General features: G+C 45.3%; 20 protein-coding genes and 1 riboswitch. Of the genes, 12 read left to right on the top strand and 8 right to left on the bottom strand.

What is annotated here, in order from left to right:
• The first annotated feature begins 21 nt into the window (after positions 1-21).
• The 5 genes from GA520_RS07920 (at position 22) to GA520_RS07900 (ending at position 5512) form a co-directional block, all read left to right on the top strand.
• On the top strand, positions 22-1749 hold the full coding sequence (locus GA520_RS07920; RefSeq protein ID WP_163339368.1) for an aldehyde ferredoxin oxidoreductase family protein: 1728 nt from the start codon (positions 22-24) through the stop codon (positions 1747-1749).
• The gene (locus tag GA520_RS07915; RefSeq protein ID WP_163339369.1) at positions 1749-1973 is read left to right on the top strand and encodes a MoaD/ThiS family protein; all 225 of its coding nucleotides are present in this window, start codon (positions 1749-1751) and stop codon (positions 1971-1973) included. Before GA520_RS07920 ends, GA520_RS07915 begins: the two co-directional genes overlap by 1 nt.
• Before the next feature lie 239 nt (positions 1974-2212).
• Positions 2213-3376, top strand: a complete 1164-nt coding sequence (locus GA520_RS07910; protein WP_163339370.1) for a diguanylate cyclase — start codon at positions 2213-2215, stop codon at positions 3374-3376.
• A 133-nt stretch (positions 3377-3509) separates the two neighbouring features.
• Entirely contained in the window at positions 3510-3782 is a 273-nt protein-coding gene (locus GA520_RS07905; RefSeq protein ID WP_205749331.1) for an acylphosphatase, read from the top strand.
• 122 nt (positions 3783-3904) lie between these two features.
• Positions 3905-5512: an ABC transporter ATP-binding protein gene (locus GA520_RS07900; protein WP_163339372.1), complete on the top strand. Its 1608-nt coding sequence runs from the start codon at positions 3905-3907 to the stop codon at positions 5510-5512.
• Between the two features lie 129 nt (positions 5513-5641).
• Here the strand turns inward: GA520_RS07900 and thiC are convergent, their stop codons facing one another.
• Positions 5642-6976, bottom strand: a complete 1335-nt coding sequence (gene thiC, locus GA520_RS07895; protein WP_163339387.1) for a phosphomethylpyrimidine synthase ThiC — start codon at positions 6974-6976, stop codon at positions 5642-5644.
• A gap of 98 nt (positions 6977-7074) precedes the next feature.
• Positions 7075-7299, bottom strand: a riboswitch (cobalamin riboswitch).
• 139 nt (positions 7300-7438) lie between these two features.
• On the opposite strand from thiC, the gene uvrC reads away from it, so the two are divergent.
• Positions 7439-9241, top strand: coding sequence for an excinuclease ABC subunit UvrC (gene uvrC, locus GA520_RS07890; protein ID WP_163339373.1), 1803 nt, complete (start codon positions 7439-7441; stop codon positions 9239-9241).
• A gap of 89 nt (positions 9242-9330) precedes the next feature.
• Here uvrC and GA520_RS07885 read toward each other — a convergent pair whose 3' ends face one another.
• On the bottom strand, positions 9331-9936 hold the full coding sequence (locus GA520_RS07885; RefSeq protein WP_163339374.1) for a hypothetical protein: 606 nt from the start codon (positions 9934-9936) through the stop codon (positions 9331-9333).
• Positions 9937-10218: 282 nt separating this feature from the next.
• Entirely contained in the window at positions 10219-10959 is a 741-nt protein-coding gene (locus GA520_RS07880) for a 16S rRNA (uracil(1498)-N(3))-methyltransferase (protein WP_163339375.1), read from the bottom strand.
• 178 nt (positions 10960-11137) lie between these two features.
• Here GA520_RS07880 and GA520_RS07875 point away from each other — a divergent pair, with 178 nt between their 5' ends.
• The 3 genes from GA520_RS07875 (at position 11138) to GA520_RS07865 (ending at position 15129) form a co-directional block, all read left to right on the top strand.
• Entirely contained in the window at positions 11138-12412 is a 1275-nt protein-coding gene (locus GA520_RS07875; RefSeq protein WP_163339376.1) for a 3-deoxy-D-manno-octulosonic acid transferase, read from the top strand.
• Complete coding sequence (locus GA520_RS07870) at positions 12409-13218, top strand: ComEC/Rec2 family competence protein (protein WP_163339377.1); 810 nt, start codon at positions 12409-12411, stop codon at positions 13216-13218. Before GA520_RS07875 ends, GA520_RS07870 begins: the two co-directional genes overlap by 4 nt.
• Before the next feature lie 66 nt (positions 13219-13284).
• Positions 13285-15129 carry a recombinase family protein gene (locus GA520_RS07865; protein ID WP_163339378.1) on the top strand — a complete coding sequence of 615 codons (1845 nt, stop codon included), beginning with the start codon at positions 13285-13287 and terminating at the stop codon, positions 15127-15129.
• Positions 15130-15242: 113 nt separating this feature from the next.
• Here GA520_RS07865 and GA520_RS07860 read toward each other — a convergent pair whose 3' ends face one another.
• Positions 15243-15854, bottom strand: coding sequence for a hypothetical protein (locus GA520_RS07860; protein ID WP_163339379.1), 612 nt, complete (start codon positions 15852-15854; stop codon positions 15243-15245).
• 132 nt (positions 15855-15986) lie between these two features.
• On the opposite strand from GA520_RS07860, the gene GA520_RS07855 reads away from it, so the two are divergent.
• A complete protein-coding gene (locus GA520_RS07855; RefSeq protein ID WP_163339380.1) occupies positions 15987-16439 on the top strand; it encodes a hypothetical protein in 453 nt (150 codons plus the stop codon).
• Positions 16440-16484: 45 nt separating this feature from the next.
• Here GA520_RS07855 and istB read toward each other — a convergent pair whose 3' ends face one another.
• From istB to GA520_RS07835, 4 genes are read right to left on the bottom strand one after another with little or no spacing between them, the layout of a single operon-like run.
• The gene (gene istB, locus GA520_RS07850; RefSeq protein ID WP_163341158.1) at positions 16485-17231 is read right to left on the bottom strand and encodes an IS21-like element helper ATPase IstB; all 747 of its coding nucleotides are present in this window, start codon (positions 17229-17231) and stop codon (positions 16485-16487) included.
• On the bottom strand, positions 17224-18687 hold the full coding sequence (istA, locus tag GA520_RS07845) for an IS21 family transposase (protein ID WP_163341155.1): 1464 nt from the start codon (positions 18685-18687) through the stop codon (positions 17224-17226). The genes istB and istA overlap by 8 nt, the downstream gene beginning before the upstream one ends.
• On the bottom strand, positions 18684-19070 hold the full coding sequence (locus tag GA520_RS07840) for a hypothetical protein (protein WP_163341153.1): 387 nt from the start codon (positions 19068-19070) through the stop codon (positions 18684-18686). Before GA520_RS07840 ends, istA begins: the two co-directional genes overlap by 4 nt.
• Complete coding sequence (locus GA520_RS07835) at positions 18982-19554, bottom strand: hypothetical protein (RefSeq protein ID WP_205749431.1); 573 nt, start codon at positions 19552-19554, stop codon at positions 18982-18984. Before GA520_RS07835 ends, GA520_RS07840 begins: the two co-directional genes overlap by 89 nt.
• Before the next feature lie 308 nt (positions 19555-19862).
• Here GA520_RS07835 and GA520_RS07830 point away from each other — a divergent pair, with 308 nt between their 5' ends.
• Together GA520_RS07830 and GA520_RS07825 are read left to right on the top strand one after the other, a co-directional pair.
• Positions 19863-20285, top strand: coding sequence for a hypothetical protein (locus GA520_RS07830; RefSeq protein ID WP_163340942.1), 423 nt, complete (start codon positions 19863-19865; stop codon positions 20283-20285).
• Between the two features lie 128 nt (positions 20286-20413).
• Entirely contained in the window at positions 20414-21070 is a 657-nt protein-coding gene (locus GA520_RS07825) for an AAA family ATPase (RefSeq protein ID WP_163340940.1), read from the top strand.
• Positions 21071-21222: the final 152 nt, after the last annotated feature.

Genomic DNA, 21222 nt, shown 5'->3' with positions numbered 1-21222 from the left:
CCCACAAAGGAGGAAGTATCTATGGCTGATAAAATTTTTCGTGTCAACATGACGGATCTCACCACGAGTGTCGAGGACGTTCCCGAAGCATGGGCAGGACATGGCGGACGAGGACTCACCTCAACAATTGTCGCGGCTGAAGTTGAACCAACCTGTCATCCACTTGGACCAAACAATAAACTCGTTTTCGCCCCCGGACTCTTAAGCGGAACAGTTGCCGCGAACTCCGGTCGTTTATCAATGGGTAGTAAGAGCCCGCTGACCGGCACCATAAAGGAAGCCAATGCAGGCGGCACCAGTGCCCAGTTTTTTGCCCGACTAGGCTGCAAGGCCCTCATCATTGAAGGCCAGCCCAAAGAAGACAAGTGGTACAGCCTTGCTGTAGATAAAGATGGTGTCACTATAAGCGAAGAGACTGAACTTATCGGCAAAGGGAACTTCACTGTTATTGAAACCCTGGCTGGCAGGGTTGACTCCAAACTCGGCCTTATCACCATTGGCCAGGCAGGTGAGATGAAATTGTCTGCTGCCAATATCTCCGTCAAGGATCCGGACAGCAACATCCGTTCAGGCGGCCGCGGTGGCCTTGGTGCGGTTATGGGCTCCAAGAAAGTCAAGTTCATCACTGTTGATCCGGGTGACGGTAAGGTTGAAATCGCCGACCCCGATAAATTCAAGGAAGCTAACAGGACCTTTGCCAAGTCTCTCGTCGACCACCCTGTAACCCAGAGTCTAGCCCAGTACGGAACCAATGTTCTGGTAAATGTAATTAACGAATCAGGCGGGCTGCCCACAAGAAACTTCACCCTGGGGCAGTTCGAAGGCCATGACAAGATTTCCGGCGAAACAATGTTCGACCTTATCGAAGAGCGTGGCGGTAAGCCGAAACACAACTGCCATGCTGGTTGTGTCATCCAATGCTCCCAGATTTACAACAACCTGAAGGGCGAAAAAGTTACTGCCGGTTTCGAGTATGAGTCCATCTGGGCCATGGGTGCAGACTGCTGTGTCGAAAACCTTGATCATATCGCTGAAGCTGATCAGATCATGGATGACATCGGCATCGATACCATTGAGACTTCTGTTGCCATGGGTGTCGCCATGGAAGCAGGCGTACTGCCATTTGGCGACGGTGAGGGTGTCTGCCGTATCCTGCGTGATGAAATCGGCAAAGGTACAGGGCTCGGCCGCATCATAGGCAACGGTGCCGGATCTGTCGGTAAGGCATACGGTGTCACCCGCGTACCAGTCGTTAAAAACCAGGCCATTCCAGCTTATGACCCTCGTGCTATTAAGGGAATCGGCATCACCTATGCCACCTCCACCCAGGGTGCTGACCATACCATGGGCTATACCATTGCCACCAACATCCTCGGTGTCGGCGGCTCCGTTGATCCGCTCAGCAAGGAAGGTCAGGTCGAGCTTTCCAGAAACCTGCAGATAGCCACAGCTGCAATCGACTCTACCGGCATGTGCCTGTTTATTGCCTTTGCTGCACTCGATAACGAAGAGTGTCTACCGGCGGTCATCGATATGCTGAATGCCCGATTTGGAATAGCACTGACCGCAGATGACGTAACGAACCTGGGTAAACACATCCTGAAGACAGAGCATGAGTTCAACCTCAAAGCTGGTTTCACTAATCTCGATGACAGGTTGCCTGAATTTTTCTATACAGAAGCAGTTCCACCGCATAATGTAGTCTTTGACTTTACCGGCGAGGAAATTGACACCTACTGGGATTTCTAATGATTGTAACTGTTAAACTTTTTGCATATTTCCGGGACAACCGCTTCGCAGTGGAAGAGCGTGAACTCCCGGACAATACCAAGGTTGGCGATGTTATCGACAGCCTTGGTATCGACAGGGAAGAGACAGGTGTCCTCATGCTTAACTCACGGCACTGTTTTGCTGATACAGAGCTCAGTGAAGGTGATATTCTAGCCATCTTCCCCGTGATTGGTGGCGGCTGATTATTTCCGCGTACCGGTTGTCAATTCAAAGCCGCTTGATCGGATTTTCTTATTCGATAAAGCGGCTTTTCTATTTTATTGGTATTCCATAATGATTTAACGATTTTTCAAGAAGACAAGGAATAATTCCCAGTTATCTCATTGAGGTTGCGCAATAATTTAGTTGCAAAAACACCACATAACTGTTAGATGAATCTCTCAACAAGTATCCACCTTATCTTTGTTGGAGTTATTGTTTTATGGAATCAATCCGCGCACGAATACAGCATTACAGATCCAGCCTTACAGATGACGAGACGTTCATTGCGCGCTTAAACGATCTAATAAAAGAACATGGAGATCATGTCTGTCCAATAATTTTCAACACCCTTACATCCATGGATCTTGCTGTCGGGGATGCTGTTAACAGGTGGGACCGGGTTCTGGAACACCGGGAAGAACTCATTCGTAAACTCGACAGGAACGTCAGCCTTATAACAGCAATCAGCGATTACCTCGATTGTTCCGACCAGACTTCATTTCAGCACCAACTCATAGAGTCCCAAACTCTGGAGAGGGCTATCCAGGGCACCACCCGTGACTACCTGACCGGACTCTACAACAGAACCTATTTCGACGAGACATACCGGCAGCAGACATCGTTTGCCAAACGATACAACAGCAACTTGTCCATTCTCTTTCTCGATATAGACGACTTTAAGGATATCAACGATAACCACGGCCATATCGCTGGTGACCAGGCCTTGCGCTCGGTAGCAACAATAATTAATCAGGCTAAACGGAACAGTGATATCAGTGCTCGTTTTGGTGGGGAGGAATTCGTCCTGCTGATGCCCCATACAGAATCTGACAATGCGTACATACTTGCCGAAAGGCTACGGTTCGAAATCGAGCAAACACCGTTTACCTATCAGGGTAAAGATTTTCACCTGACGATAAGTGGTGGCCTGGCTTCTTTCCCACAACACTCCACCGACCCTGAAGACCTGCTGGTGATGGCGGACAGCGCACTCTATCTTGCGAAGGGAGCCGGTAAAAACAACATAATGCAGTTCAGGAAGGAGAATCGACGTTATCTCCGGATGAAGCTGTGCCAGCCCATTTTGGCGAAGGAGCTAGGTTTCAGGAACAATCATGTCTATCCGGGCATTAGCAAGGATATCGGTATGGGTGGAATAATGTTTCAGTGTGGCAGTCATATTCCGGTTGGAACGATGCTTAAACTCAACGTACCAGTACACGGCAGCACCCCCATCCTCCTTCTCGGCCGGGTGGTTCGGGTCGAACAAATCGATACCAGAACCTATGATATCGGTATGCGTATCTCATTTAAGGAAATGGCCAAACAGGCAAACAACGAGATTTCAAGTTTTCTCAAAGGAAACCTTATGGTTGAAGGGTAACGTATTTGTTTTTCTTACCTATCCGCAAAATCGTACATTCTGCCTTTCCTGATGTATTTCCTCTATTAACATGCTACAATATCAGTAAGAATCAACTCATCTTTGTTTTACCGGCTTCATGCAGGAGCAGGATATGAAAACAGTTCACATTATTGTCTCAGGAAAAGTGCAGGGAGTGTTCTTTCGCGATTATGCCTGTCGCCAGGCCCAACACCTTGGTGTGTCAGGTTGGGTAAAAAATCTGCCGAACGGTTCGGTAGAAGCCATGATCAAAGGACGAAAAAGTGATGTCAATAGGATGATAGAGTGGTTTCATATCGGTTCCCCCCTTTCCAGGGTAACTGAAGTCAGAGTTGACGAAGTTCTGCCTATCGAGAAGTTAAGCAACTTCGAAATACGATATTAATGATTTGTGCTGTCCAGCCAATGTTTTCAACAAAAAAAATTAACTGAAGGTCAAGTGATTTGAGAACTCGCAACCAACACCATGGCACAGGTTGTGGACACTTGGCTTAACCCGCTTTCTTCATGCTATTAACTATTTCTGATCTCAATCTCTGGTTTGGAGACGACTCCACTTCGGATACCTTTACCTTTAAACAGATCCTCCACAATATCTCACTTTCAGCAGAAGCAGGAAAAACCACGGCCATTGTAGGCGAATCCGGTTCTGGCAAATCAGTTACCGCACTCTCTATACTTCGACTGCTGGAAGAAAACAGCACGCTCAAAATGGATGGTTCCATCCGTTTTGAAGATCAGGAACTCCTTACGCTTACTCTCCCAGCAATCAGGAAAATTCGTGGCAACAGGATATCCATGATTTTCCAGGAACCGATGACCTCACTCAACCCGGTCTATAGTGTCGGTAACCAACTCGTTGAGCCCCTTATGGTCCATAGATCGATGGATCGCCACGAAGCGGAACAAGAGGCGATACGGTTACTTGGGAAAACACACATTGATAATCCGGAAGAGCGAATCAAAGCCTACCCCCACCAGCTTTCCGGAGGGCAGCGGCAGCGGGTCATGATCGCCATGGCGCTCGCCTGTAATCCCCGACTCCTTATCGCCGACGAACCGACTACGGCCCTTGATGTAACTGTTCAATCACAGATACTTGGGTTAATCGCTGACCTACAGCATGAGCTTGATATGGCAGTCCTGCTTATTACCCATGACCTGACAGTCGTCAAAAAGGTCGCTGATACCATCTTTATCATGAAGGATGGACGAGTGGTGGAATCGGGGCCCTCAGAACGTATCTTTAGCTCGCCACAGGAATTATACACCCAGCACCTGCTGGATGCCGTACCAAGTGGCTCACCTCCTCCTAAAGAGGATACTCAGATACTGTTGCAAACAAAGAACCTGAATTGCAGTTTCACCATTGGTGGTGGCTGGCTGCCCACCTTTAGAAAAGAGAAGAAGACTTTTACGGCAGTATCAGAAGTCAACCTGGACCTCTACAGTGGCACAACCTGCGGTATAATTGGTGAATCCGGCTCCGGTAAAACCACCCTGGCCATGGCCGTCCTGAAACTCGTCCGCAGCAAGGGGTCCATCATTTTCGAAAAGACAGATCTGCAGAAGCTATCTGAGAAACAGGTACGCCCCTTACGAAATCAGATGCAGGTGGTCTTTCAGGATCCGTACTCATCACTCTCTCCTCGCTTGACTGTTTTCCGGATTGTTGAAGAAGGATTACTGGTTCACAAAAAAGAGTGCTCGCGTTTGCAGAGAGAAGATATGGTATTCAAGGCTCTGGAAGATGTCGGGTTGGAACCGGAAACAGCAGCTCGCTTCCCTCATGAGTTCTCAGGTGGGCAGCGGCAGAGGATCGCCATAGCGCGGGCCATCGTTCTTAAACCCAAACTCCTTATTCTCGATGAGCCGACATCCGCCCTCGACGTAACCATACAGGGCCAAATCATCTCACTGCTGCAGCAGCTCCAGGCCCGTTATAACATGACCTACCTGTTTATCTCTCATGATCTTCGTGTAGTTCGTGCTATTGCAGACTACATAGGCGTCATGCAGCATGGACGCATTGTTGAGGCGGGAGTTGCCCGGGAGATCTTTGAATCCCCCGGGCAGGAATACACAAAACGATTATTTGCCGCCGCCCTCTCGTAACCCGGATTTCTCATAACCAGTGTGCATGTTTTGTGACAGTTACAAATATCCAGAAATTCATGCAATCTCTGAAACATAACCAAATCAACTCACTGTTCACGAGAAGTTACAGGCTGAAAAAGGAGCTACTCAGTTTTTATCAGCCACAGCCGGTTTCCTGCACTTATCACCTTTAATATCATCCTTGAACAGGCTATACCCACGCTCCATAGCACAAAAATCCCCACACATGGTACATGTCTTTTCATTTTCCGGGGTCCTGCTTTTACGGATGGCTTTCGCCTGCTCAGGAAACATGAGGTAGGAGAAATGCTCTTCCCAGGCACTGTCCCTGCGTGCCATAGCCACCTGTTTCTCCTGCTCACGCCTTTCCGGGTATTTAGCGATATCTCCAATTCTCGCTGCCAGGCGTGTTGCCCGAACTCCTTCCCGGACATCATCTTCACCCGGCAGGGCAAGATGCTCTGCCGGTGTAATGTAACAGATCAGGTCTGCACCGTATCGTGCTGAATTGGCGGCACCGATGGCCGCAGTTATATGATCGTAACCTGCTCCTGAATCCGCTGGCAACGGTCCAAGTACATAATAGGGCGCACCCCCGCTCATCTGCTTTTCAAGCATGATATTACCCTCAATCTCATCAAGTGGCACATGCCCCGGCCCCTCTACCATCATCTGGCATCCCATGTCTCTGCCCAACTCAGCCAGTTCACAATTGATTATCATCTCAGCCATTTGGGCACGATCATGACTGTCATGGATGGCCCCGGCCCGAATGCCATTACCAAGCGAGAGCACAGAATCATATTTTTTCATCAACTCGCACACCCTGTCAAATTGCTCATAGAGCGGGTTTTCCTTATTATGGTACTCCATCCACGAAACCATAAAGGTACCACCCTTGGAGACCAGGCCACCGTATCGGAATCCCTGTTTGCGCAACCGTTCAATGGAGAATCTATTGATACCGCAGTGAATGGCCATAAACGAGATGCCATCGGCAAGTTGTTTCTCAATAAGGTCGAACAGGAACTCACTTTCCAGGAGGTTTGGGTTTTTATATTTTCGTGCCGCCTCGGAAAACGCCTGGTAAAGAGGAACATTGCCCACTGGCAGGTTACATTCTGCCAATACCGCACGGCGGATACGATCGAGATCCCCTCCAGTGGAAAGCTCCATCAGGGTATCAGCCCCCTCCTCTTCCGCAGCCTTTGCCTTGGCAATCTCCATTTCGATAGAGTTTATATCCGAAGAAGTGCCAATGGAAGCGTTGACCTTCGTCCGCAGTCCCTTGCCAATACCGACACTATGCTGCTGTGTTCTCTTGGGATTACAGGGGATCACAATATGGCCATTTGCCACCCCCTGCATAATGGTTGCTGCATCAACATTCTCGTCAACAGCTATCTTGGTCATCTGTGGAGTTACAATTCCTTCGCGCGCCAATTCAATTTGTGTTTTCATCATTCTTCCTGATTAAAAATAGGGTGCCAACTATCCTTTGGGCATAAAAAAAGTCCGTACCGCGGTATTTCCACGATACGGACTTTTTTCGGACGAGTAAGTCGTTATCTCTTCCAGGCAGGTCTTCTGACTTACGGATCATTCTCCAACTGCGCCTTCCCGTTCCACTCTCTATGCAAAATTGCATAAAAGATAGAAACAGTGGCATCTGCAGTTTTTGTCCCCGCTTACAGCGCCGGCCCAACGTTACGGATTTTCACCGTATTCCCTTTTCAAACGATCATGAATCACCATGATCATCCACCTGGTAGAGGTTCAAAACTGAATTTTTAAATAATGTACAGAATTGGGGTAAACATGTAAAGAAGTTCTGTTAACTCCAATTACCTGCTCGTCTTTTCCTTCACCTCCCCTTATAGTAATGAGCCAGTCGATAATAATTTTTCTACCAACAGGGCCCCGATGTTTCCGGAAGACTATTTAGCTACCGTTCCCCACTCACCAGGCGTTTACCTTATGCTCGACGCCAAATCCACTGTTCTTTATGTCGGGAAGGCTAAAGACCTGTTTAAACGACTTTCCTCATATGCACGCTCTCAAACTGCGGAATATAACAAAACCAGGATATTGCTTTCGCATGTGCAGAAAGTCGATACAATCATCACCCATACCGAAAAAGAGGCGCTTATACTTGAAGCGTCGCTGATCAAGAAACACAAACCCAGGTATAACATCATCCTTCGTGATGACAAAAATTATCCCCATATCAAGGTTACCGTCCAGGAGGAGTGGCCAAGAGTCTTTATGACACGACGGCGCAAAAAAGACGGTGCAAAATACTTCGGCCCATACTCTTCTTCATCCGCCATGTGGGCATCCCTGAAACTTATTGCTCATCTCTTCCCACTTCGTAAATGTAAAGGCAATACCCTCAAGCCGAGGAAGAGGCCCTGCCTGAACCACCAGATGGGAAAATGTCTTGCCCCCTGTACCGGAAATGCTGATCCTGAAATTTACAAGCAGCACGTTGACAACGTCCTCCTCATTCTCCAGGGACGTAACAAGGATTTGATTAAAAGATTAAATAAGAAGATGCAAAAAGCCTCAGAAACATTGGAGTTTGAACAGGCTGCACGGTTCCGTGACCAGATTTCCGCCCTGGAACGCACCCTCGAAAAACAGATTGTTGCCTCACACAGTTCAGGCGATCAGGATGTTTTTGGTTTTTCTCGCCAGGGTGCTTCCGTGGCCATCTCCCTGCTCTTTATACGTGATGGGCTGATAAGCGGTTCCAGGTCCTTCTTTCTCGATGATCCATATGGTGAAGACAAAATCATCCTCAGCCAGGTCCTGAATCAGTTTTATGACCACGATTTGTATATCCCACGAGAAATTCTCACGCCCTTTCTGCCGGAGGATCATGACCTGACAACCGAACGACTTATTGATCTTCGCCAGGGCGCAGTAACGCTTGTCGCTCCGCAGAGGGGGGATAAACGTAAATTGGTAGAAATGGCCACAGCTAATTCAAATCAGGTCTTTGCTGATCGGGAGAAAAAGGAACAGTCCTGGCAAAACCTGGCCAACTCACTGCAAAAGAAGTTGCGCCTGAATAGAATACCAGAGACGATAGAGTGTCTCGATATTTCTAACACCAGTGGCAAATTATCAGTCGGCTCACTCGTCTGTTTTGAAAAAGGGGAACCTAACAAGTCAAGATTCAGGCACTACCGAATCAGGACTATCGATACTCCCGATGACTATGCGATGATGCGGGAGGTGTTGACACGACGTCTCACACGAGGCATTGAGGAGGACAATCTGCCGGACATGTTTGTCGTGGACGGCGGCAAGGGGCAACTCGGTATGGCCCTTAGTGTTGCCGAGGAACTTGGCATAGTTGATCAACTCGACTGGATCGGCATAGCAAAAGAGCGGGATGAAGAAGGGGAGAAACTCTATAAACCATTCCGCAAGAATCCTATACTGCTCCCTCATCACAACCCGGTACTCCTTTACCTGATGCGCATCCGTGATGAGTCTCACCGGTATGGGGTTACCTTTCACAGAAAATTACGAAACAAGACCAGCTTCCTGTCCGACCTGGACAAGATCGAAGGTGTCGGAAACTCCCGTAAAAAGTTGTTACTTAAAGAATTCGGTAGTCTAAAAAGAATTCGTTCTGCAACCCTGGAAGAGTTACAATCGGTGAAAGGTATCGGCAACGAACTGGCTTCTACCATATACAATCATTTGAAAAAGTAAGGCTGGTCACTCCTGCAAATGCACAGGAGTAACCAGCCTATCTGTAAGGAACCGGAAATTCTCTGATTCTGTCAATTTTTCAATATGGATTACGGAGCCAAAGTCCTGTATAGCTCCAGCTCATCCAAATTGTGAAAGTTATTGACGAGATCATATATTCTAATGCTCGTGCTTGTCGCAGGGCCTCTGGTGGTAGTCCAGTCCTGAAGAGTAGCCTGGTCATGAACGATCATGTGCCCCGAGGACTTGATGGTCCCCTCAAAGGCCTGGCCATACTCAAGGGTCGAAGTTGTCTGGATCAACACCCGATTGCCACAATGGGTTACAATAGCTGTCACCGCCTGAGTTGCTCGATTATACAGGTCAAGTTTTCCAGCCCAGTCACTACCGGACAAGTCAGGGCCTACAATTGGCTCTTCACATGCAGGTGTGGAACTCCCACCTCCACCGCCACCGGCAACAGCCGCTGCGACACCAACACCAAGTGCTATACCGCCACCGTATATCAACCATTTTTTACTATCGCTATCAGACGTCGTCTCTTGTGCAGACTCGGCTTTGAATCTTTTTTCCTGCTCTGCAGTTACAGTAGTATTGTCAACCGCCTTCTTTTTATTATCACTTAATACCTGCTGTGCCATTACAGGCTGCATGCATACTGTTAACAAAAAGAAAACGACCAGGACAACACTCATAGCTGCTCCCCTTGATCTTTTCAATCCTCCCACTTCTTCCTCTCCTTCATTTGGTAAAAAATAATAAGATAATGAAACTCTAACAAAACTAATAAACCAACCTGTCTCCCTCCTAAGATGATACTCAGGACGCTAAAGCCCTGTAGTTTCGAGTTTGCATTGTTATACATCAAATCTCAAAAACCACATCAAAAAAAAACTCGTTCTCTGCTCTCTTGTCAAGAATTAATCTCAACAACATATTGTTCGAATTTTCACCAAGACTAATAGTTAAAACCTGAACTATTCCCCACAAATCTGTGATATACGGGCATGTAAGGCAACCACTGCCGTATCTACCTTCAGGATACGGCTACCTATTGTAAATGGCATAAAACGAGCATCCCTGAATTTTTCTACTTCATAATCTACCCAGCCGCCTTCAGGCCCTACTGCTAACAGAATGCGTTCCGCCTGCCCCTCAATACTTTCGGCAAGACTGTATTCACCACCGGGATGTCCCAGCAACATATGGCTGTACTGATCTGCAATTGTCGGAATGACATCCTCCACAAAAGGCTTGAATCGACGGTGAAAAATGACCTCTGGCATGCGGGTATCTACCGATTGTTCCAGTCCCTGGATGAGGTAGTCGTAAAAGCTCTCCTGTTCCAGCATGGATGCCTCCCAAAAGCTTTTCTCAACCCGGTTTGCATGAATAATATGAAAAGTACCGACCCCCAGCGCAGTTGCCTGGCTGAGGATTCTGCGTATCATAATCGGACGGGCCATGGCAACAACAAGATCGATTCTGGGCAGTGGCCCTAATGGTTCAGTCAACTCAACTTTCAGCTCGACCATTCGCGGATGTTTATTTTTAATCGAAACTATCGTCCCACGTCCCTTTTCTCCATCAAGCACACCAAATCGTACCGTATCGTTTTCCTTAGCCCGCAGGACCTTCACGATATGATCCGCCCGTTCTCCCTCTAAAACCACACGACCATTTTCAATCTCGTCCTGATCGGCAAGGATGATATTCATTATAGTAATACTCCCTGAGCTGCATGTAGCGACAAGCAATGTTGAAAACGATTCATGCTTTTCATTTTAAAATCCTGTATAGTATCTGGTGGTTACAACTTCCCGTAAGATGTGTCGTTCATCTTTCGGGTGGCAAAAGAAAAAAACTGGACGGCACTAGTTCACCTGGAGGTACTTTTTGCTGATACTTCTCTATAACATCCTGCAGTCACTTGCAATTATAATTTTATGGCCACTCCTGCTGGTGGTGATTTTCAGAAAAAAAAAGTACGGCTCTCGTATGCTGTCACGATTCGGCCTGGGACTCCCCTCGCTTGCACCGGTAAACAAGGCAAAGGTTAAAACATACTGGCTGCATGCTCTCTCCGTTGGTGAAATAACCTCGGCAGCCCCTCTCCTGGCCGCTCTCCGCCAACATTGGCCTGAGTGCAGAATAGTTGTTACTGTAACAACAACTTCAGGTGAAAAACTGGCCCGTACACTACTGGTACATTCAGTGGATCACATCCTACCCGCCCCCCTGGATTTCAGGCCGACAGTGTATCACTATATGAAAATAATCCAGCCGGATATGTATATCCACGTCGAGACTGATTTTTGGCCAAACCTGCTGACCATGATGCGGGCAAAATCGATCCCGACCATCCTGGTCAATGGCCGAATATCCAGCCAGTCTCTCAAATCGTATAACAAATATCGTTTTTTCTTCTCCCCAATTTTCAACAGTTTTGACCACTTATGCATGCAGACAGAACAGGATAGAACGAATATGCTTGCATTCGGTATAGCAAGAACGAAAATCCTAACACTCGGAAACCTTAAATTCGACACGCCTGCCGTCAAAAACCAGGGGAACAGTGAAATACAATCACTCCTGCCAAAAGAAAAGAAAATTCTCACAGCCGGATCAACGCACCCAGGTGAGGAAAAACTTATTATTACCGTTTATTCAAGATTAAAACACAGCCATAACGATCTATTTCTGGTAATTGTGCCGCGAAATCCTGACAGGGCAGCGGAAATTGCCACCCTAGCCTCAGATGCCGGTATAAAAGCACGATTCAGATCGGAAAATACACAAGATTCAATTTCAGATCTTTTGATAGTCGATACTATTGGTGAACTGATCGATGTTTACCGTGCAAGCTGGGCCGCATTCGTAGGTGGCAGCCTGGTTCCCACCGGAGGTCACAATCCCATAGAACCTGCCCTGTTCGGTATTCCCGTTTTATTTGGTCCGCATATGGAAGATTTTTCCGAAATTGCCTCAGCCCTCATCAAGAGTGGTGGCGGAACCTCAGTACATGATATCGAAAGCCTGCAATCCTGTATTCAGAAATTCCTGGATGAAGAACCCGTTCGGCTACAGCAAGGCAAATCTGCCCGTGAATACGTAGAAAAGCAGCAAGGTGTCATAGACAAACACCTTAACCTTATCCGTTCTCTTTTGTGAAACGGCTCTCGCTTACAGCAACCCCATACCTGTTTACCTATTTTTCCATAGCGTATATTAGCGGAATTGCATTTTCAGCATGGCAGCCACTCCATAATTCATTTGTTGTTATTGCTTTATCAACTCTTCTGTTTGCGGCGTTTACGATCCGCCGGATAAACAGTGTTCTATTCCCTTACAGCATACTGTTTATCCTTCTCGTCCTGGGAAATTACCATGGCTCACTTTCAACCAGACTTCCTCAATCCGCAACAGATATCTACAATAGAATTGAATTGCCTGCCGATATTGTTCTCGTCGGTTATCTGCGGGCTATGCCGTCAACGGGTCCCGACAGTACCACTATAATAATAACAAGCCGTTATTTACAGCAGCAACACCACAAACATCTTATACCCTGCAATGGTCAGGTGCAGTTGCGAATGCGTTTTCCCTGGCCGGTAGAATACCAACCGGGGACACTTCTTGCAATCCGAGCTAAAGTAAAGAAACCCGACATGTTCAGAAACAACGGGAGCTTCAACTATCCAGCCTACCTGGCACGAAAAGATATCCGAATCACAGGATATGTGCGCTCACCGGCACAGATATCAGCCGTGACACAGGCCACCTCAATCCTGCATAAAATCCGCTATCTGCCTGAGCGAATCCGGATGCAAACAGGGTATTTTCTCGACCAGAATCTCTCCAACCCAAACCACAAGGCCCTCTATCGCGCCCTTCTCCTGGGGGATAGATCCCAAATTCCCGAGCCGTTATATGAACAGTATAAGGCGAGTGGAGTAGCCCATATCCTGGCAATATAATGTGTATTTGACACACAAGTGTGATATGATGTGATTCAAGATTCATATCATTCACAGGTAAATTCAATGAAATGTTACAGTTACATAAGGTTCAGTTCTAAAGAACAAAGGTTAGGAGGATCAAGAGAAAGACAGCATGATAAAGCGAAGAAGTTTGCTGATAAAATGAACTGGGATATGGATGAGTCTCTTTGTATGTACGATGAAGGATTGTCTGCATTTCATGCAGTTCATAGATCAAGAGGTGAACTTGGTGTCTTCTTGAAATTAGTTGAAGCAGGTAAGATTGAAACACCTTCAGCTTTGCTTGTTGAGAATCTTGATCGTCTATCAAGGGAACAAGTCACAAGTCAGCTAACACTTTTCTTAGGAATAATTGAAGCGGGCATAACAATTGTTACGCTCATGGATGAACGAATTTATGACAAGAAAAGTCTAGGAGAAGATACAAGTCAATTGTTCATATCAATCAGCATAATGGCTCGTGCTCATGAGGAATCAAAGTCAAAACAAGATAGGCGAGGTTATGCTTGGGAAAAAGCAAGGAAGAATGCGAGGAAGGGTAAAAAGATCAAGGCAAGATGTGCTGGTTGGCTCAAACTAAATAAGAAAACAGGTGAGTTTGAGTATATTGAAAAGCATGTTGAGTCAGTCAGAAGAATATATGAATTGTATCTTGATGGACATGGTGTTCATACAATCTGTAAGATTCTAAACAAAGAAAAACGAACAACATTTCATAAATCAACAAAAGGTTGGGGGCATACTCAAGTAAAGAGATTATTAGAGACGAGAGCTGTCATTGGTGAAATTCAGTTTATGAAAACAGCTTCAACAGAAAGCGGTAAAAAGACATACATTGAAGATGGAGATGCTGTAAAAGATTACTACCCTGCTATCATTGATGAAGACACATTTTATCAGGCACAACAGCTTCAAAAGATAAAAAAAGGTTCATTTGGCAAAGTAGGAAAAATGAACAATTTGTTCTCTGGCATTGTAAGGTGTGGGTATTGTGGTGCTACTAAACAATTCGGAGTAAGAGGAAGAAATAAAATAAAGTATCTGATGTGCAGGAATGCGAAAACAGGTCTTTGTAGCGCTGGAATGATTTTCTCGTTCAAGTATAAGGACCTTGAAGATGCATTTCTTAGCTACTGTAGCAGGTTGAAAGTAAATGATATCATTTCTGACGAAATGTCAGATAACAAAAAACAGATAGAGAACTTACGTAAACAGGTAGTCACTCTTACAAGTAAAATTGAAGAGTCAAAAATAAAGGTGGACAATTTCTCAGAGGCTATTGGTTCTGGCTCAATAGATTTTATTGCTCTTTTCAGGGATAAAATAGAGGTAGAGCTTGCGTTTCAAAAAGATTCTAAAGATCATTTACAGGAATTGTCTGCTGAGATAGTAGAGCTTGAAAGTGTAGAAAAGAAATCTTCTGAATCTTTGAAATCTTTACAAACGTTGATTGAACAATTGAAATCAGAAGATGACACGGTCAGATTAAGCGTACGGAGAAAGCTTCAAAAGAACATCAAAGAACTAGTAACAGAAATAAAGTTATATCAAGCTGGGAAATATTATGTAGAAATGTTTATCGAGGACGACAGTTTCAAGCATCTAGTTCATGAGAACAAGGCAATACACAGTAGAAGAATGGCTCAATACAGAGAAGCTGAGATTCATTTCAGGGCAGGTGGTGTGATGGTTCTTGCTCATGATTATGAAAAAGAAGGTTTGCGATTAGCTTGGGAAACAGAAGAAGACAACAGAATTACTAAAAAGACGTTGGATGGTTTAGCTAAGAACGATAACATTTCGGCAGAAATTTTAGAAGAAATCGCTACGCAGGAAATTCTTTTCAAGAAGAATGTCGAAGGAATCAAATTCAAGGACGAAGAATAATAATTCTATGTCTTTACATGGATAATTTATGGTGGGAATGTTTTGAAAAGTATTTTAGGCATTTTTTCTCCAGATATTGTCATGTAATTGTTTTTATATAAATAAAATTCAAACTATGGAAACGTCCCTCGTTCAATATTTATGAATATCTCGTTTACCCTCTGACAAGCACGGCTAATATTTCGTAGAGCATCTTCGTCTCCTTCTTTGCAGATACGATTGTAATATTTCTCGTATGCCTCTTTACGAGAATAGTCTGACTGTCTTAACTTCCAAATTTCAAGATAGCTACGCAATGCATCAATCTTAAACGCTTTGGGTCTAACTGAAGGCTTGAAGCGAGCGTTACTCTTCTTCTCAACTCTCTTGTTACTTTGTTGTTTCTTCAGTATTGCAGCGAATTGGAATTTCAATTTCTGAGGCTCTTCATTTAAGTTCACTTTTAAATAGATGTGACCAGGATCATTGTCTTCTATTGAGTTGACAATTTGAACTGACGGTTCCTCTACTGGCTCGCAAAAAAGCTCAAATCCGTACTCTGGATGCCTCCACCACTCTTCAAATGATTTAAAAGTAGACAGATCGCCAAACTCCTCTGGAACTGATCTCGTTGATTGTCTCGCATACTCAAACCAAAGCTCGTAGACTCTCTTTCTCCAGAACAGTCCTCGTCTAGCACGTCCTTTAAATCTATATGTAAATATTGATCTTCTTATCCAGACCATAGAATTCTCCATTTATCCCTGACAGTAGTAAAGCTGTCATTATACAGGCAAGGTATGTCATGTCAATACAGGTTATAATGTTCTTATAAATGAGGTTAACGATAACTCAAAAAACAAACAAGGAGATGAAGCATGAAAATTAAGGAAATCAAAAAAAACGGAGAGGAAAAAATGGAAAAGGTAACTGCGGATGTATGTGTAAGAGTAGGAAAGTATTTTAATGATGTGGAGTGTGGCAAGGGAGCAATTGATTTTAAATTTGCATCAAGAGAAGAAATGATAGAAAGGTTAGACGAAAGTGATTGGGAGGTGCATGAAACAAAAAAATTAAAAGTAAAATGTGAGGAGATAGAATTGGAGGTTGGAACGGTAGATGTTGTTTATAGTGATTATGCAAGAATATCTTTATACTTGATTAACGAAGAGGCAGCGAATGTTATAGAAGGTGCTATGGGTTATAAAAATGAATCTATAATATTCACAGTGGAACATGAAAATTCCTTAACAATTTTTCCTTCTGTTAGCGGCGGCGTCGAAGTACCAAGAAACGGCGGTTTGAAAGTGCAGCCGTTAAACACGACTTAACCGCCGCCGTAAGTCGACCACCGGCGACGGTTGGTTCTTTCCTTTTTACATTTCTACCTGCGCCTTCATTCTGTAACTTTTCCCCTCAATAACAACCGTATCCGCATGATGCAGGAGTCTGTCCAGCATTGCCGATGTCAGTGTCGCATCATCATTGAAGATAGCCGGCCAGTCCTTGTAAGCCCGATTTGATGTAATGAGTATCGCTCCATTCTCATACCGTTTACTGATCACCTGGAAGAGCAGATCGGCTCCTCGTTTATCTATTGGCAGGTACCCAAGTTCGTCGAGTATCAGCAAGGAAGGTTTGAGATATTTTTTTAGACATGTTTTCAGTTGTCCGCCTGTTTGAGCAGCGGACAAAGTGTTGATCACATCAACCGCCGTAGTAAACAGTACGGAGTAACCACGCAGGCAAGCTTCATAGCCGATAGCGGTTGCAAGATGGGTTTTACCCAGGCCGACGCCGCCAAGGAGGATGGCATTGGCTTTATCGGCAATAAAGTTGTGCCGGAAGAGGTGCTTCACTTGCATTTCGTTGATTTGCTCCGGCCAGTTCCACTCGAACTGATCGAGGGTTTTAATGACGGGGAAGCGAGCCATTCTGATCCGGCGCTGAATGGCATTGTCCCAGCGCAGATCTGTCTCCCCGCGGATAAGTTGCTCAAAGTATTCCTGGTGGCTCCAACCGTTTCCGGCCGCCGTCGCTGCAAGTTCTTCGTGATTGTTTTCCATAAATCTCAGCTTGAGATAGTCGAGTTGCTCTGTGAGGTGTTGCGGTTTGCTATTCATCCTTTTTCCCCTTTGCGTACACGTCCATATTTGGCTCTTTGAGTTCAAGATCCAGGAGGTCGGAAGATCTGGTCAGGTGCAGGGCACCCTGTGGTTCTGTGAAGTATTTTCTCTGCTCAAGGAGATTGGCGATATAGTCACAGGAGAAAGCCCGGAACTCCAAGGCATCCGCCATGGCTCGTGCCACCCGCTCTTTCGAGTAGATTTCCGATAACCCGACGATTTTCCTGATATGATGCATTGTGTTGAGGTTTTTCTCGACAAGCCCCTGGTGGTACTGTTCCGAGAGTGAAGACAGGGCCAGAAAGCGCATAAGGACCTTCTGATCCTTAGCCTTACGGCGCTGTTGCAGCAGTGCTTTCGGGTGATCAGGATCCTCTATGTCCTGATGCCTGTCGTAACTTCTGGTGTGCCTGGCGATAAGTTTGTTGTCATGATAGATGCAGAGTCGGTCCGGGTAGGTCTTCATCGTCAGCCGGATTCCGGCATATTCCGCCGGGACGGAATAACGGTTGGTGTCGAGGGTTATGCGGAACTGGCTGGTTGCTCGTATCTGGGAGACCGTACCGATATCGTAGGGTTCGGACGGCAACCCGGACAGCTGCTCCTCTGCGAACATATCCTTCGGTCTTTTCCGTGTTTCCCCATGGTTTCTGACGTTGGCAATGTTGGCGAGCCAGTGGGCAGCGGCCGGATTTACGGTCTTGAAGTCACCGGGATCGAGTCCCGCCAGGAAGTTCTTCTTGATGTAACCGACAGCATTCTCTACGATGCCTTTCTCGTTACCTTTACCGACACCACAGGGAACAATGGTGAAGCCGTAGTAGTTTGCAAAATCCAGATACTTTGGGTTGAATACCGGGGCTTGTCCGGTGACCCTTCTCAGCACCGCCGACTTGAGGTTATCGACCATGATTTTGTCGGGTACGCCGCCGAAGTACTGCAGGGCACGCTGATGGCAACCGAGAAAGTGCTCCATGGTCTGGGAGACGGTAAACTCCGCATACATCATGCGGCTGTGACAGAGCACCATGACAAAAAAGCTTAACCGCCTCCGGGTGCTTCCAACGCGAATGGAGCCATAAGAGCCCCAGTCCACCTGTGCACACTCACCTGGGCCAAAGCTCAGCTTCAGATAAGGCTTATGCCGTTTCGGCCGGACTTTCCGGACATACTCTTTGACGATGGTATAGCCTCCGTCAAAACCTTGATCCTTGATCTTTTGGAAAACCTGGGCGGCGGTAAAAGGGTGTCGCTCCAGCATGGACAGGATGTCGCATTTATAGGGGTCGAGTTTACTTGTCCGATGGCCCGGTAACCTTGGCTGGTAGCCATTTCGTTCCATCCACTTGGAGACGGTACGGGGGTTAAGCGCAAGCTTTTCTGCGATCTGACCCGCTTTCAACCCTTCTTCCCTGTAGGATTTTATCCGGCAGTACTGCTCGTACGTTATCATCGTACCCCTCCCGCCAGTTGCTGCAGGATCTGTCCGAGTGAAGTTGCCTCGGAATCCGTCTGCGCCAGTTCTCTGGGCTGTTCCAGGGCCAGCACTTGGTATAACGGCTTCCGGTACGCGACCAGGCGGTGCTGCACCAGAATACTCCTGGCTTCCGCCAGGCTGAGAGTGTCCATGTTGAGCCGCTTGCTCAGGGTTTTCTCACTGTAATAACTCAGTCCCTGATTGTCTGAGACCGTAACCAGGAACAAGTACAGCGCCGATGCCTGGTGGCTGAGCTGATCGATGTACTTCTCACGGACCAGGCGGTGATCCAGCCAGCTGAACTGTTCCGGCACCCTGCGGATCATGTGCGGAAGTATGGGTTGTTTTTCTACTGTCATGACGACCTCCTTTATCTATTGATGGTTCGGTAAGAATATCCCGCCCCAATTGTTGCAGACGAAGGCCGGTATGGACAATGTCATCTTGTAACAGTGAACCGCTAAAATGTGCCAATAGGCCCACAAGTACGATGGGATAGCTCGTCAAGAGATCTTGTAACGGCTCTTTCGTTAACTTTGGCTTATCCTCTTGTTTTCTTTTGTTATTTCCAGACGAGTGATCTTGTAACGCATTTCGTCTTAATCGCTGCTTTTGCCGGTACCCTGGATTGTGCTCTCTCCATGCCTGTACACGACGGACATTATCCGGTCCCCGAAAGTAGTTTTTGTTTTCCTCTTTTTGCAGCCACTTCTCCTGGGCGGCAGCTTTGCTTGCCACCCTGCATTCCGGTTTGGAGCAGTAGCGCTGCTTATTTCTGTTACGATGATCCGGGATGAATAACTCCCGGCAATGCTTACATTTCCGTCGTCGTGACCGTGCCATATCCCTGTGTCCTCCTGAGGGATATGTTTACTGATTTTGAACTGTAACAGGTAAGAAAAAAGGAAGAAAAAGAAGCAGGAAGAAGAGAGTGTTACACACTTGGTGAGAAGTAAAACGAAGAAGACGGATTACGTATTTTCAAGCCGCCCGGTTAGGGGTAGTTCCAGAACGCCGCTGACACCTTCCGTTGAGCCAAAAATAGTATACTCAAACTTATTTAATTATTTGGCAAGTAATTAACAATTATTAGAGTGTTGGGTGTTGTCGTGTAAATAACAATATAAATGTCAAGTTAGGTGGAGATGAACATGGATAAAGAAAGTGCAAAAATTTGGAGCAGTATCAATTTTTATTATAATCCGTTTCAAAATCTTTATGAAATATGCTCAAGTATTGATAATGTTGAAGTCGTTCAAAGGGATTTTTATTATGATATGATTAAGATATCTTGCGAAGATATAAGAAATGGGAAAAATTATGAATTTAGTTTTTGCCTTATCGAGATAGAAAGTCGATTGATAGAAGTGAGTCGTTATGAACTGCAATATCAACATGGAGCCGAAGATAATATTAATATGTGTTTTTTTGTAAATAAAAATGGTGAGGAAGTTCTTTATGATATGATTACCATTGTTGGTATGGATATTATAGAGTTTGTGGAGAGTCATTATGATTACTTATATAAGATTAATAAAAATAGTGTGAGGAGCATATTGAAAACAATACAGTAGTGAACTAATTTAGCGATTTATCAATCAAAAGGTAAATCGCTAATATATCTGTGAGCTTCACAATTGTTGTTAATGGAAATTAGAATTGAATAATTAAACACATAAAAAGAAAAGGAACGAGCAAGGAAATGACAAGGAACGTAAATTTATCGCAATGGACAGAGAAGTATAGAGCAAAGACACTTGATGAGCTAGTTGTAAGCTCAAGAATCAAGGAGATCGGTTACAAGATTATTGAATCAGGTCAGCTTCAAAATCTTTTACTGGTTGGTGGGCATGGTGTTGGTAAGACTTCATTCGCTGAAATCTTGATAGACAGTTTAGATGTTCATGCTTTGACAGCTAAGACAAGAGGAATGGACGATATAAGATCATTGTATGAAATCAATTCTATTACAAGCGTATTAGGCTCTAAATACATTGCTTTCATAGACGAGGCTGATATGTTGCTCGCTGCTGTTCAAAAAGAAATGCTCAAATCTCTTGAAGGTTACAAGACAGGTATTCAAGCAAGCATCTTGATAGCAAATGATGTGAGTCGTATTCATGAAGGGATACGGAGTAGGACAATAGAAATTGATTTTGAGATACGTGACTATGAGAAAATAGAAGTTGGTAAGTTAATGCTGGAGCGTGTTCTATTCATACTTGACAGCCAAGATGTGTCATATTCTGAGAAATGGGTTGTAAATATGGTTAAGGGCTTTTATGAATCAAAAGGCTATGACATAAGAAATTTCATCAATGAATTACAGAGCAAGGTGAACAGACACAACGTGCTTTAATGTGAGTGGAAGCGTACGGGTGATACATCGTAGTAATATTAAATTATAAAGTTATTGTAAGGTCTTGACATAACATATTATAAGTGTAGGTTGAGAGGTGCTTTATCTTTAATAATTGTAGTTTTATCAATATAGGTCTGATTTAATGTTGT

The organism is Desulfopila sp. IMCC35008 (assembly GCF_010646885.2).
GTDB lineage: Bacteria > Desulfobacterota > Desulfobulbia > Desulfobulbales > Desulfocapsaceae > Desulfopila.
The sequence above is the reverse complement of the archived record's forward strand: the minus strand, read 5'-3'. Positions and strand labels throughout refer to the sequence as shown.